The following is a 13105-nucleotide window of genomic DNA, read 5'->3' as shown; positions in this document are numbered from 1 at the left end:
GTCGACGGCCGTCGGGCCGCCGGGAGCGCCTGCGGTCAGACCGGCTCCGTGCTGGTCACCCCGGCCTCCTCGAAGGTGGCCATCTCGGTGAGGACGCGCGTCGCCAGCGTCAGCAGCGGCAGCGCTGCCAGGGCGCCAGAGCCCTCGCCCAGCCGCATTCCCAGGTCGAGCAGCGGGTTCAGGTCGAGCTGATCCAGGACCAGGGTGTGCGCCGGTTCCGCGGAGCGGTGCGCCGCCACCCACCAGCGGCGGGCGCCCGGCGCCAGCTCCTCGGCGATCAACGCCGCCGCGCCGACGATCAGCCCGTCGAGCAGCACCGGCGTGCGGCGGACGGCCGCCTGGGCGAGGAAGCCGCTGATCGCCGCCAGATCGGCGCCGCCTGCGACCCGCAGCAGCGCAAGCGGGTCGCCCGCGACCGGCCGTGCGCGGCGCAGGGCGTCGCGGATCGCCACGGTCTTGCGCATCCAGCCCGCGTCGTCGATGCCGGTGCCCCGCCCGACGACGGCCACCGGCTCGGTGTCGGTCAGGGCGGCGATCAGCACCGAGGCCGGGGTGGTGTTGCCGATGCCCATGTCCCCGGCGATCAGCAGATCTGCGCCGCCGTCGATCTCCTCGTCCGCGATCGCCCGGCCCGCCGCCACGGCTGCGGCCGTCTCCGCCTCGGTGAGCGCGTCCTCTCGGTTGACGGCCCCGGAGCCGCGCCGGATCTTGTGCGTCGCGATCAGCTCCGGGGTGTCGCCCGCCACCGCGATGTCGACCACTCGGACGGTGGCACCCGCGTTGGTCGCCGCCACGTTGACTGCGGCCCCGCCGGTGAGGAAGTTCGCCACCATCTGCCCGGTGACCTCGCTCGGGTAGGCCGAGACGCCCTCGGCGGCCACGCCGTGATCGCCCGCGAACACCACCACCCTGGGCCGGGTGAACGGCCGGGGCGGACAGGCTCCCTGGCAGGACGCGATCCACACGCCGAGTTCCTCCAGCCGCCCCAGCGAACCGGCGGGCTTGGTGAGCTGCGCGTGCCGCGCCACCGCCTGCCTGCGGGCCTGCTCGTCGGGTGGAGTGATCGCGGGGAACGTGGCCTGGGGTCCGTCGGCGTCTACCGTGCTCACGTCGTGGCCTTTCGTCGGGTTCGTCACCGCAGCCGCAGCGGCAGCCCGGCGACGAGTAGACACACCTCGTCGCAGGCCTCGGCCAGCCGTGCGTTGAGCGCGCCGAGTTCGTCTCGGAAGAGCCTGCCAGAACGGGTCGAGGGAACGACACCCAGGCCGACCTCGGCGGAGACGAGGACGAGCCGCCCGGCATGGCGGGCGACCGCCGCCACCAGCGCGTCCTGCTGGGCGCGGGCCTCCGCCGCACCGGTCGTCGAGGAGACCCAGACGTCGTGGTCGTCGAACAGGCCGGTCAGCCAGGTGGCCAGGTCGTCGACCAGCACCGGGTCCCCGGTGGAGCGCAGATCGGCGAGCTGCCGGGGCAGATCGGCGCCGATGGTCACCTCCACGGTCCGCCACCACCCGGGTCGGCGCCGCTCATGGGCGGCGATCCGCGTGGTCCAGTCTTCGTCGGCCGGGTCGCGGCGGCCGGTCGCCAGGTAGACGGCGGGCCCGTCGGCGGGCAGCAGTCCCTCGGCATGCGCCGACTTCCCGGAGCGGGCGCCGCCGAGGACGAGGGTGCGGGGGCCGGTCGTCGGATTCGGCGGAGTGGTCATGGCGTCCCTCGTCACGGCGCGGTATCGGATGTTTCCTGGTCGGCCGGACGGCCGGTCTGTCAGGCTGGTCATGGTGGGGCGGTGGCGAACGCCAGGATCCCCGATGACGACGAGGAGTGCCGATGGCCTATCACTGGCGTTATCAGGACGGGGTCGGTCGCGAGGTGTCCGGACCGGACATCGCCTTCGCCGAGCAGACCGCCGCCGAGCGATGGTTCGAGGACCAGTGGCCGGAACTGGCCGAGGCAGGCGTCGAACAGGTGACCCTGCTGCACAACGGCGCCGAGGTCTACGGCCCGATGAGCCTGCGCCCGGAGGCCTGATCCGCTCCGTCGGGTCCTCCAGCGGCCGGGCGGCGTCGTCTCCCGGTCCGACGGCGGACGCGACCGCGTCAGGGCGGGGCCGGACACTGTGGACGATCCGGGTCGGCGACAGTGTCCGAGACCGGCCGTGCCGTGACGCGTGCCGGTGCGACGCGGTCTCGGAATCGACCGACGGCCGCGGTCGTCTCGTCGACGCACGGCGACATCCGTGCCGGGCACCGTCTCGCACGTGGTCATCGGCGATCGGCTCGTCGGCAGCGACGTCGGCGTGGCCCGCATCGGCCGGCACCCGCCCGGCCGCGCGTGACGCCGATCCCCACCTCCGGACCGGGCGTCCCGCCGAGCGCCCAGGGGGCGGCCTGAGCGGGACGCCCGATCCGACCCGCTCAGGGGGAGACGGTGAGCAGCGGGTCGCTCTCCACGACGTCGCCGAGGATCGAATCGATCTTGTCGAGCACGTCCTGGTCCAGCTTCACGCCCGCGGCCTTGACGTTCTCCGTCACCTGCTCGGGACGCGAGGCGCCGATGATCGCCGAGGCGACGTTCTGGTTCTGCAGCACCCAGGCCACCGCGAGCTGGGCCATGGACAGCCCGAGGTCGGATGCCACCGGCTTGAGCTGCTGCACCCGCTCCAACACGTCGTCCCGCATGAAGCGGGAGATCATCTTGCCGCCCGCCTCGTCGGTGGCCCGCGAGCCTGCAGGCGGCTGCCCGCCCGGCAGGTACTTGCCGGTCAGGACGCCCTGGGCGATCGGAGACCAGACGATCTGGCTGATGCCCTCGCGCTCACAGGTCGGCACCACCTGCGGCTCGATGACCCGCCACAACGCCGAGTACTGCGGCTGGTTGGAGATGAACGGAACCTTCAGCTCCCTGGCGAGTTGTGCGCCCTGAGCGATCTGCTCCGCCGTCCACTCGGACACGCCGACGTAGAGGATCTTGCCTTGGCGGACCAGGTCGGAGAAGGCCAGGAAGGTCTCCTCCAGCGGAACCGTCCGGTCGAACCGGTGTGCCTGGTAGAGGTCGACGTAGTCGGTCTGGAGTCGCTCCAGCGACGCGTTGCAGGACTCGATGATGTGCTTACGGCCGAGGCCCCGGTCGTTCGGGCCCTGACCGGTCGGCCAGTAGACCTTGGTGAAGATCTCCAGGCTCTGCCTGCGCTTACCCGCGAGGGCGCGGCCCAGCACCGACTCGGCCTTGGTGCCCGCGTAGACGTCCGCGGTGTCGAAGGTGGTGATGCCCGCGTCGATGGCGGCCTCCACGCACGCCTTCGCCTGTTCCTCCTCCACCTGCGAGCCGTGGGTGAGCCAGTTGCCGTACGAGATCTCACTGATGGACAGGCCGCTGCGGCCTAGACGACGGAACTCCATGCGAACGATCCTAAGGGTCGTTTGCCGTGGTAACGATCGATGTGACGCGGATCGGTCAGCGCTTGCCGGACCACAGCTTCGGCGCGTCGGTGTAGGTCACCCTGGGCCGAGGCACCCGCAGCTTGCGGATCTGCGTGGCACGGGTGAAGCAGTACCAGCCGATGCCGAAGCCCTTGTCCTTCGCCTCGGGGAACTTCGCCCGGACCCGCTTGGTGACCATCCGACCGAGCATGACGCCCTCGAAGATCATCGTGATCAGCATCAGCGAGGTCGCCAGGCTGGCGTACTGCTGGACGGCCGCCGACGGCAGCAGGATGGCCACGAACACCATGATCGCCAGGGGCATGAACAGGCCCATGATGTTGCGGCGCGAGTCGACCAGATCGCGGATGTAGGCCCGCACCGGTCCCCGGTCGCGCGGCAGCAGATACCGGTCGTCGCCGGACATCATCCGCTCACGTCGTTCGGCGCCCGCCTTACGGCGGTCCTCCTTGGTGCCCCGCATCCGCTGGACGGCCTCGCGCTGATTCTTCGGCGCGGACACCGGCCCTCGGCGCTTGCCCTCGGCCTCGCGGCGAGAGGGCGTCGGGCGGCCCTTGGCGGGGGTGTAGCTCTTGGGTCGTGTCTCCGCCGCCGTGTCCTGCGCGGTCGCCACCGACTCAGTGGCGTCGGTCGACACGGTGTCACTCGTATTGCGGCGAAGGAACCTCACGCCCCCAGAGTAAAGGAGGCCGATCCCGCCTCGTGGGCGCGGCAGGAATGCGACCGGTCGAAGGCTCGTCATGACGCGGGTCCGGCCCGCGCATCACGGGTCTCGTCGACCCGGCCCCGGGCCTGATCGACGGGTCGTCGGCACGCACCGGACGTCGGTCCGCCGAGGGGCAGGCGCGCTCCTGCGACGACGGCAGGCGGGTCCGGGTCCGTTCCCACTCGTTCGGTTCCCGGCTCGCCCGGCCAGGGTGACGCGGCGGGCAGATCGGCCCGAACGGGCCGACCGAGTCTTCTCCGACGCCGCCGGGGAAGCGCCGGATGCTCACTAGGCTCTGTGACCATGCGAATCCTGGTGGCACCTGACTGTTTCGGGGGCACGTTGACGGCACGCGAGGCGGCGGAGGCCATCGCGGCGGGCTGGCGACGCGGCGCACCCGGCGACGACATCGTGATCCGGCCGCTGGCCGACGGCGGACCCGGCTTCGTGGAGGTCCTGGCCGTCGCCCTGGGCGGCACCGTGCACCGGTCCGTCGTGACCGGGCCGCTCGGTGAGCCGGTGACGGCCGAGTGGCTGGAGGTTCCCGACGAGGGCGGCGGGACCGCCTATCTCGAGGCCGCGCAGGCCTGCGGGCTGCATCTGGTCGCCCAGCGCGACCCGGCCTCGGCGCTCCGGGCCACCAGCCGGGGAGTCGGCGAGCTGATCGCGGCGGCGCGGGACGCCGGGGTGCGTCGCGTGGTGATCGGTCTCGGCGGATCGGCGAGCACCGACGGCGGAGCCGGGATGCTCGCCGCCCTCGGCGCGGCTCCCGTCGACGTCGCCGGGCGGTCGCTGACCGACGGCGGTGCCGCGCTGCGGGACTGCGCGGGCCTGAACGGCGAGATCGAGCTGGGCGGTCTCACCCTGGTCGCCGCCTCCGACGTGGAGCACCCGCTGCTCGGGGAGCACGGTGCCGCCCACGTCTTCGGTCCGCAGAAGGGCGCCGACGTGGCGGCCGTCGCCGCGCTGGACGCGGCCCTCACCGTCTGGGCGGACGTCCTGGCCTCGGCGACCGGTCGTGACGTGCGTGACGTGCCCTCGGCGGGTGCGGCGGGCGGACTCGGCGCGGGCCTGCTCGCGGTCGGGGCGGACGTCGAGTCCGGTGCCGAGCTGGTGCGGCGGCTCACTGGCCTCGACGACGCGCTGAACGCCACGGACCTGGCGGTGACCGGGGAGGGCAGTTTCGACTGGCAGTCACTGCGGGGGAAGCTCGTCACGGCCGTGGCCAGGGGCGCGGCCGAGCGCGGCCTGCCGTGTCTGGTGCTCGCGGGCCAGGTGTCCGTCGGGCGTCGCGAGGCCGCCGCCGCCGGGGTGGAGAACTCCTATGCGGTGGCCGAGCACGCGGGTTCGGTGGATTCCGCCTTCGCCGATCCGGCGGGCACGCTCACCGCATTGGCCGCCGACGTCGCCCGTCAGTGGAGCAGCGGCTGACAGGGGCTACCGTCGAGGGTGCGCCGCACGGTGCGGACTCGGCCTACCAGGGCTCGGGGTCGTATCGGACGGGGTAGTCGGGAATATCCCGGTGCCTGCTCGTGTTACTCGAGTCGGTACGGGCAAGTTTGGACCTTGAGGAGAGCCATGACCGCCCAGGACATTGGGATCGACGTGCAGACTGACGCGCCGACGCACGGCGTCAAGCTCAGCGACGCCGCCGCCGCGAAGGCCAAGGCGCTGCTCGACCAGGAGGGCCGCGACGACATGCACCTGCGGATCGCGGTGCAGCCCGGCGGCTGCGCGGGACTCCGCTACCAGCTCTTCTTCGACGAGCGTTCGCTCGACGGCGACGCCCGCGTGGACTTCAACGGCCTCGGTGTCGTCGTCGACCGCATGAGCGCGCCCTACGTCCAGGACGCGGTGATCGACTTCGTGGACACGATCGAGAAGCAGGGATTCACCATCGACAACCCGAACGCGGGCGGCTCCTGCGCCTGCGGCGACTCGTTCCACTGACTCGCTCTCTTCGCCCCGACCGGCGGGCCCCGATTCGGAGCCTTGCCGGTGGGGACGTCCCGGGTCGGGGCACGCCTGACCGGTAAAAACCGGAGGGCGTCCCCCGGCCGGGCGTGTGGGTCGCGGCCACCGCCGAGTCAGGTGGGGCAGCCGGGTCACACGGGGCTGTAGCGCCTCGTCAGGCGGGCGATGCGGACGTGCTTTCCGGGTTCTGCCTGCTGCGGTGGTCTCCTTGGCGGCCTAGGGGCACCCGAGGACGGGCCGTGTCCCGCAGCGACGGTTTCGTGTGGGTGGGACGGGCCGCAGATCGGGCCTGTGCCGGCCTGCGGCTCAGCAGACCCGGCCAGGCGAGACGGGACTCAGGTGCCGTAGTCCTCGAGTCCGCCGAGCTGCTCGCGGCAGGCCCGGTCGATGTGCCAGTCCGGGGATCGCGGGGCGGTCACCGAGGGCCGGGCACGCTCGGCGGTGAACCGGGCGGGCAGCGCCCGGCAGTCGCGAATGAGCTGGGGCAGTGAGTCAGGCTCGGTGGAGTCTGGCCTCGTGGCGTCGAGCTCGATGCGGTGCATGTCTTCGACGGTAGGTCCGTCTGACGCTGCCCGCACCCCTACCAGCCGGTATTCTTCCTCGCTTCGGCTTCGAGACCGATCGGCTCGTCTCATGGCAAGGTTGTCCTTCCTCGACGTGTCTTTCGGGCCCGGTGCGTCGAGGTGACTGGTCGGGGTGGGCTCGAAAGGACGAGCGAGGTGTGCAGGACGTGCCTGTTGCTGTGACGGGAAGCATTGCTACGGACCATCTGATGCACTTTCCCGGGAAGTTCTCCGAGCAGCTCCTCAGCGAGCAGCTCGACCGGGTGTCATTAAGCTTCCTCGTCGACGACCTGGTCATCAGGCGTGGCGGGATCGCCGCCAACATCGCCTTCGGCATGGGCGTCCTGGGAACCCGGCCGCTGCTGGTCGGCGCGGTGGGCGCCGACTTCGCCGACTACCGATCGTGGCTGGAGCGTCACGGCGTGGACTGCACCGGGGTGCACGTCTCGGAGTTGGCGCACACCGCCCGCTTCGTCTGCACCACCGACGAGGACATGTGCCAGATCGCCTCGTTCTACGCAGGCGCGATGTCCGAGGCACGCAACATCGAACTCGCCCCGGTCGCCGAGCGCGCAGGCGGCTTGGAACTGGTGCTGATCAGCCCGAACGACCCCGAGGCCATGGTCAGGCACACGCGGGAATGCCGTCAGCGCGGTCTGCCCTTCGCGGCCGATCCGTCACAGCAGCTCGCCAGGATGGACGGCGAGCAGGTGCGTGACCTGATCGACGACGCCCGCTACCTGTTCTCCAACGACTACGAGTGGGGCCTGCTGCTCCAGAAGTCCGGCTGGACCGAGCAGGAGGTCCTCTCCCGCGTCGAGATGCGGGTCACCACGCTCGGTGAGAAGGGCGTGGAGATCGTCGGTCGGGACATCGAGCCGTTGCAGGTCGCGGCCGTGCCCGAGACGGCGAAGGTCGACCCGACCGGGGTGGGCGACGGATTCCGGGCGGGGTTCCTGGCGGCCCGCTCCGCCGGCCTGGGCCTGGAGCGGTCAGCCCAGCTCGGCTCGCTGATCGCCGTCCACATCCTGGAGACGGTCGGCACACAGGAATGGACGCTGGACCCGGACGCGGCCCTCGCCCGCGCCGACGCCGCCTACGGTCCGGCGGCCGCTGCGGACCTCGCGGCGATCGTGCGGCGCTGAAGTGGTGTCTCGCCGGAGTTCGTCTATCGCTGAAGTCCGTGCGTCGCCGAGGTTCGTGCGGTGCTGAGTTCGTGCAGTGCTGGGCCGGGCGGACGGGACGCGAGGATCACCCTCGTGTCTCGTCGATCAGCTCGTGTAGCGCTCCGATGATCTTGGTGTTGTCGGCCGGGGTGACCGTGATCCAACGGTCCCCCGGCCTGCCCTTGCCGACTTGGAGGTAGCGGCCCTTCGCGGTGTCGTGAAAGGACAGGCTCCTGGACGCGTGCCGGGGCGTCCCGTCGCGGTCGGCGGCCAGTACGGTGAACTGGCCCTGTTGGCGGGGAGTATCCGACATTCCCGCAAGCGCCCTGGCCTCGTCCGCTCGAACCCCAGACTCGATGAGCACTTCGGCCAGGACCTGTGGGTTTCCCTTGGCGGCTCGTCCCGCCGCGAGAAGATCCTCGGCCCGAACGCTGACCGACTCGCCAGTGCCCGCCTGCACTTCGCCGATCGCTCCGACCGTCTCGGGCACCACGCGGTAGTCCGCGAGGCGGCGTAGGGTGATCTGGTCGCCGTCCCTGTCTGCGATCACACCCATTGCACGCCCGACCGCCCCGAGAGTGTGTCGGAGCCTGCCTGTCGCGGTCGCCGTGTGCCCGACGATGGTCCAGTCGTGGCGTCGAAGCAGGATGAGGGCCTCGGTGAGTTCGGTGACCAGGCTGATCGTGTCGGCCAGCTGCCTGCGGATCAGCTCGATGTGCGTCTGATCGATCAGCCGTCGGCGTTCCTCCCACGTCACCCCGGGACTAACACCGAGGTTCAACCCGACCGGTGCCTCACCGAGACCGAGCAGATCCCAGCACACGTCGAACTCGGTCGTCGACAGTGTGATCGTGGTGGGCGGGCAGCTGGTCGTGCTCATCGCGGCGGATCTTCGCCGAAGACGGCCGGGGCGACCTTGGGCAGGTCGTCGAGCCCGAAGATCTCATTGCTGGGTGCCGCGTATCGGTCGGTGTGTTCGACGTCCTCCTCGCCAGAGCCCGCCTGGCCTCCCGGCCCCACACCGCCCGCCAGGCCGGGCTGGCCTGACAGCGGAGCCCGCCCGGCTGTCGCCGCCGTGCCTGCCGAACCGGGAACGCCGCCGATTCCGGTGACTCCGCCGGGAGCACCGGAGGAGCCTGCGAGACCACCGGAGCCGGGCGCGCCACCGAAGGTGCCACCGGGGAGACCGCGAACGCCGGGACCGGCGCCGGACAGCCGGCCGGTGGACCCGCCCTGAGCGCCGCTGGAACCGCCTGAGCCGCTGGAACCGGCCCCGGAGAGGCCGGCGTCGCCGCGACCGCCTGCGCCGCGAGATCCCGGCCCGCCCGTCCTCCCGTCGCCCGGCGGACCGGGCAGTGGTGGGAGCGGGCCGGGGCCGATCGGGCCGGGTGGAGCGGGCTTGAGCGGGCTGCGGGGCTGTTCCGGTGGCCTCGGGTCGCCGCCGCCGTGACCTGCGTCCCTGATCGGTGGTGCTGGCGTAGGCCGGTGCGGGCCGGGCGAGATCGGTTGTCCACCGCCACCGCCACCGGAGCCAGAGCCGCCGCCGATTCCTGACGGTGGGGACTGGTAGTCGGGCGGCTGCGGGGAGTAGCTGCTCGGGCCGGTGCCGGGGGGACCAGAGAGGCTGCCGCCACCGGACGGCAGAGACACATCCTGACTCGGGCTGGACAGGATGCTGGCACTCACCTGTTGCGCCGCGATCACGGGCGGCTCACCCAGGACGGCCATTCCACGATGCGCGTCGCGGAACTGGCTTTCGTACTCATAGAGCGCGCGATTCGCCTCGGCATCGCGCGCCCGGTTCTCCGCCAGCGTGCCGGTGAGATCGGACTCGACGCCGAACGGCCCGCCGTAGATGTCCAGGAACGCGTCGCCGATCCCATAGTCGCCGAGTTCCTTGGCGGGCTGGATGCGATGGCGGGTGCTCGCGAAGCCGTCCCCGGTGGCTTCGACCTGCCTGCCGGACAGCTGTTGTTCGACGCCGCTGTCCCCGCTCCATACTGCGGCGGCGGCCCCGGCGGCGGCCAGGTTGTCGGCCGCCGAGCCCTGCCATTCACTGCCCACCGAGCGAAAGGCGGCTCGCAGATTCGCGTCGGAGTCCTGAACTCGTTCCGCCATCCGCCGAAGGGTGGCGTTCACCTCGCCTGCGGCCTGCGGCCCGACGTCCTCCTGCATCCACTGGTACTTCTGTGCCAGTGAGTATCCTTCGTAGCGGTGGTGATTGATGGGCATTCCTTCGGAGAAGGAAACGCGTTCCCCGCTCATGTACGCCCCCCTTGGCGGTGTCAGTTTCCGTGCAGTGCGACGAGTGTCTCGGTGGCCATGGTGGCGGCTGCGGTGGCGCGTTCGCAGTGGTATTCGGGGGGGCCCATCTCCTCGCCCCCGTCGAACTGGATGCTGAGTGTCTGTCCTTCTGCGACGCTGACGTCGACGAAGCAGCCGCGCATGTCGGTGGGTCGTCGGTTCTGTACGGCGGGGAAGCCGGCGATGTCGATGATCTCGGTGTCCAGGTTCAGGTTCGGTGCCAGGAGAACCTCGGCACCCTCGCCCGGCTTCAGTTTCACCTGAATTCCATAGTACGGGGGGCCGGTGCTGTGGTCGAGGCTGCAGGTGGGTTCGTGGGGGTCGGCTGATCGGTTGGGTCGTGGTTCTCGGTCGATGCCTTGTTCGAGGAGGCCGTCTTCGGTGTTGAGGGTGCAGGGGTCGATGCCGGTGAGGTCGATCTCCTGGGGGCGGTCGGCGAGTTCGGCCGCGCCGGGGACCGAGGACTCGCCGCCGCTTCCGGGCAGGCCGGAGGTCGGTTGTTCCTCGGTTGTCGTGGTGGCTTGGCCGGTCGATGTGGTGGTGCAGCCGGTGAGAAGGGCTGCCGCCGTGAGTAGGGCGACGGCTGTGGTGTGGGTGCGGTGGGCCATCAGAGGTCGTCTCCGGTGGGTCGCAGTGCTGCGGTGATCTCGTCCTCGGTGTAGCCGTAGCCTCGGGCGGCCTCGGCGCACTGCTGGGCGGCGGCATCCAGGTGGTTGGCGTGTTGCATGGTGAGATTCCAGTAAGAGCGTTCCCCATCGACGAGGACCTCGGTGATGGCGGCGGCGCCCTCATAGGAGGTGGGATCGCCGCCCATCGGCTCCATCCGCAGACCCTCTTGGACGTTGCGCAGCATGTCCTTGAGTTCGTCGGCTTCCTGTCGTAGTGCCGCCGCGATGCGCAGGACGTTGTCCGGGTCGACCTCGAAGGAGACTCCGGCTGCGGGCGGTGGCGTGGTGGGTGGTCTGGCCGTGTGGACGGCCTGATCGACACGTGCCTCGATCTGGCGGCGGAGGTCGCTCCAGTTCATCCCGTCTCCCCGTGTGTGCCCGGTGCAGCTCTCCCAATCGATCAAGCTAGCAGCCGGGCCGAGGCGGATCAGTCGGATCACCCAGATCGGCCGGACCTCACCTGGACGGCCCAACCACAGCTGCCACGAACGACCTGGGCACCGGGAAGCGAACGGCGGTCATCAACCCGACGGCGGCGACAGCGCCGCCGAATCCTCGATATCCGGCAGCAAGGACTCCGCCTCCGTCAGGTAATCCAGCAGGCGGGCCAGCTGTGTCTCGCTGAAGCGAATGGTCATCTCCCCGGTGCCCAGTGTGGTGGAGACGGCCATTCGTCCCCAGATGCGGCCGATGGCAAGCCGCACCGGTGTCGGTCCCGTCTCGTGGGGCTGATCCCAATGCTGGAATTCGTCGTCTTCGAGGCCGATCAGCAGATCGGTCACGTCCTGTCGATTCAGCCGCATGGCGAAGGAACCGACGCATCCCGGTCGCAGGATCAGGGCAGTGCCACACGGGGTCAGCACCAGCTTCGACGTGCACGGGCCGAGTTGGATGTCGGCGCCGAAGAACAGTCGTTGGAAGGGCGCACTCTCCTCCTCTGTCGGGTGCACGCTCGACGGCATCGCCCCGGTCGGGTCGCCCGCGTGGAGTCCTTGATTCATCACGTTCTCTTTCCTCGTGGTGAAGGTAGCCGCCAATCTAACGAGGATAAGTCCATTTGAAATCACTCGATATGGTGAAGAGGATAGGGAAATCTCGACTGGTTGGGCAGACTGCATATCGTTCGGCGCGGTCCGCGAAAAATGTGAGGATGTGTCATGGTCTTGCCGGGTGATCCGAGGGTGAAGCTGATTCAGATGGGCCTCGAACTGCGTCGTCTTCGGGACGAGGCGGGGTTCACCCATGACGAGGCTGCGGCCGTGGTCGGCTGCCAGCAGTCCAAACTCAGCAAGATCGAGAACGGCAAGCAGGCCATCCGCCGCGACGAGTTGCAGGCATTGCTCGAACTGTATGGGGCGCCGCGCAGGCAGTGGGACGAGCTCTTGAGCCTGGTGCAGATCCTCCCGAGGGGACGTGCGGGGCGGACCCATCGGGATGCGGTGCCGGACTGGTTCCGCCGATTCGTGGTGCTGGAGAGCGCGGCGACGGGTGCCCGAGTCTACGAATCAGAGATCGTCACCGGGTTGGTCCAGACCGAGGAGTATGCCCGGTCGGTGATCCTGGCCTGGGAACCCGACGCCGATCCGGACGAGGTGAATCGACAGGTGCGGATCAGGATGAACCGGCAGACCGTGGTGACACGGAAGCGGCCTGCCCCGATGCGGCTCGACGTGGTGCTCAGCGAGGCCGCGTTGCTCCGCGTCCAGGGCAGCCGGGAGATCATGGCCGGACAGCTCGACCACCTCCGTCGGGTTTCCGAACTGCCCGACGTCGAGCTGCGGGTGCTGCCCTTCGACCGGCCGAATCGGATCGCGGTGGCTTCGTCCTTCACCCTGCTGCGGCTGCCCGAGCCCAATGGCACGGTCGTCTACCTGGAGGACGTGGTTGGCGCGACCTATCCGGAGGATCGCAAGGACATCAACACCTACAGCGTCACCTTCGGCAGGCTGCGCTCCGCCGCGCTCGACCCTGTCGAGTCTCGGGAGCTGATCGGTAAGGTCGCCGACACCTACCGTTGACCGCGACCGAAAGAGGTACGACGATGGCCGCTTCCGACTTCAGCAGGGCCCGTTGGCGCACCTCGTCTCGCAGCGGTTCCAGCGGGGGCCAGTGCGTCGAGGTCGCACACCAGCCGCACGCCGTCGGCATCCGCGACTCCAAACACTCCGACGGCCCGATGCTGGTGCTGGGCCCTGCGCGGTGGGCTGCCTTCCTGCGGTCGCTGCGTCACTAGGCGACCGCACGCCGAGAAGGCATGGGAGCCTGAGCCTGCGGCTGCACCCAC

The 13105-nt window shown here is 70.2% G+C and carries 16 protein-coding genes; 6 read left to right on the top strand and 10 right to left on the bottom strand.

Annotated features, from left to right (window positions below; translation table 11 throughout):
• Positions 1-35 precede the first annotated feature (35 nt).
• The gene (gene cobT / locus UA75_RS25745; protein WP_075742455.1) at positions 36-1109 is read right to left on the bottom strand and encodes a nicotinate-nucleotide--dimethylbenzimidazole phosphoribosyltransferase; all 1074 of its coding nucleotides are present in this window, start codon (positions 1107-1109) and stop codon (positions 36-38) included.
• Positions 1110-1132: 23 nt separating this feature from the next.
• Positions 1133-1705, bottom strand: a complete 573-nt coding sequence (locus UA75_RS25740; RefSeq protein WP_075742454.1) for a bifunctional adenosylcobinamide kinase/adenosylcobinamide-phosphate guanylyltransferase — start codon at positions 1703-1705, stop codon at positions 1133-1135.
• A gap of 122 nt (positions 1706-1827) precedes the next feature.
• Between UA75_RS25740 and UA75_RS25735 the strand changes: the two genes are divergently transcribed.
• Positions 1828-2028: a hypothetical protein gene (locus UA75_RS25735; protein WP_075742453.1), complete on the top strand. Its 201-nt coding sequence runs from the start codon at positions 1828-1830 to the stop codon at positions 2026-2028.
• Between the two features lie 386 nt (positions 2029-2414).
• Here the strand turns inward: UA75_RS25735 and UA75_RS25730 are convergent, their stop codons facing one another.
• Both UA75_RS25730 and UA75_RS25725 read right to left on the bottom strand, forming a co-directional pair.
• Entirely contained in the window at positions 2415-3398 is a 984-nt protein-coding gene (locus tag UA75_RS25730; RefSeq protein WP_075742452.1) for an aldo/keto reductase family protein, read from the bottom strand.
• A 55-nt stretch (positions 3399-3453) separates the two neighbouring features.
• Entirely contained in the window at positions 3454-4110 is a 657-nt protein-coding gene (locus UA75_RS25725; RefSeq protein WP_075742451.1) for a DUF3043 domain-containing protein, read from the bottom strand.
• Positions 4111-4449: 339 nt separating this feature from the next.
• On the opposite strand from UA75_RS25725, the gene UA75_RS25720 reads away from it, so the two are divergent.
• Both UA75_RS25720 and UA75_RS25715 read left to right on the top strand, forming a co-directional pair.
• Positions 4450-5577, top strand: a complete 1128-nt coding sequence (locus tag UA75_RS25720; protein WP_075744212.1) for a glycerate kinase — start codon at positions 4450-4452, stop codon at positions 5575-5577.
• Between the two features lie 147 nt (positions 5578-5724).
• The gene (locus UA75_RS25715; protein WP_075742450.1) at positions 5725-6096 is read left to right on the top strand and encodes a HesB/IscA family protein; all 372 of its coding nucleotides are present in this window, start codon (positions 5725-5727) and stop codon (positions 6094-6096) included.
• 359 nt (positions 6097-6455) lie between these two features.
• Here the strand turns inward: UA75_RS25715 and UA75_RS25710 are convergent, their stop codons facing one another.
• Positions 6456-6662 carry a hypothetical protein gene (locus UA75_RS25710; RefSeq protein WP_075742449.1) on the bottom strand — a complete coding sequence of 69 codons (207 nt, stop codon included), beginning with the start codon at positions 6660-6662 and terminating at the stop codon, positions 6456-6458.
• Positions 6663-6892: 230 nt separating this feature from the next.
• Between UA75_RS25710 and UA75_RS25705 the strand changes: the two genes are divergently transcribed.
• Complete coding sequence (locus UA75_RS25705) at positions 6893-7828, top strand: carbohydrate kinase family protein (protein WP_075742448.1); 936 nt, start codon at positions 6893-6895, stop codon at positions 7826-7828.
• A gap of 106 nt (positions 7829-7934) precedes the next feature.
• Here UA75_RS25705 and UA75_RS25700 read toward each other — a convergent pair whose 3' ends face one another.
• The 5 genes from UA75_RS25700 to UA75_RS25680 all read right to left on the bottom strand — a co-directional run bounded on the left by UA75_RS25700 (position 7935) and on the right by UA75_RS25680 (position 11888).
• On the bottom strand, positions 7935-8729 hold the full coding sequence (locus UA75_RS25700; protein ID WP_075742447.1) for an ESX secretion-associated protein EspG: 795 nt from the start codon (positions 8727-8729) through the stop codon (positions 7935-7937).
• Entirely contained in the window at positions 8726-10114 is a 1389-nt protein-coding gene (locus tag UA75_RS25695) for a hypothetical protein (protein WP_157434439.1), read from the bottom strand. The genes UA75_RS25700 and UA75_RS25695 overlap by 4 nt, the downstream gene beginning before the upstream one ends.
• Before the next feature lie 20 nt (positions 10115-10134).
• The gene (locus UA75_RS25690) at positions 10135-10761 is read right to left on the bottom strand and encodes a DUF3558 domain-containing protein (protein WP_075742445.1); all 627 of its coding nucleotides are present in this window, start codon (positions 10759-10761) and stop codon (positions 10135-10137) included.
• Complete coding sequence (locus UA75_RS25685; protein WP_075742444.1) at positions 10761-11180, bottom strand: hypothetical protein; 420 nt, start codon at positions 11178-11180, stop codon at positions 10761-10763. Before UA75_RS25685 ends, UA75_RS25690 begins: the two co-directional genes overlap by 1 nt.
• Before the next feature lie 162 nt (positions 11181-11342).
• Positions 11343-11888, bottom strand: coding sequence for a hypothetical protein (locus UA75_RS25680; RefSeq protein ID WP_157434438.1), 546 nt, complete (start codon positions 11886-11888; stop codon positions 11343-11345).
• Between the two features lie 90 nt (positions 11889-11978).
• Between UA75_RS25680 and UA75_RS25675 the strand changes: the two genes are divergently transcribed.
• Positions 11979-12839, top strand: a complete 861-nt coding sequence (locus UA75_RS25675) for a helix-turn-helix domain-containing protein (RefSeq protein ID WP_075742442.1) — start codon at positions 11979-11981, stop codon at positions 12837-12839.
• Positions 12840-12862: 23 nt separating this feature from the next.
• Positions 12863-13054 (top strand): DUF397 domain-containing protein, encoded by a 192-nt coding sequence (locus UA75_RS25670; protein WP_075742441.1) that lies wholly within the window; start codon positions 12863-12865, stop codon positions 13052-13054.
• The last annotated feature ends 51 nt before the right edge of the window (positions 13055-13105 follow it).

The organism is Actinoalloteichus sp. GBA129-24, assembly GCF_001941645.1.
Lineage (GTDB): Bacteria > Actinomycetota > Actinomycetes > Mycobacteriales > Pseudonocardiaceae > Actinoalloteichus_A > Actinoalloteichus_A fjordicus.
This window is presented reverse-complemented; position numbering and strand designations above follow the sequence as displayed.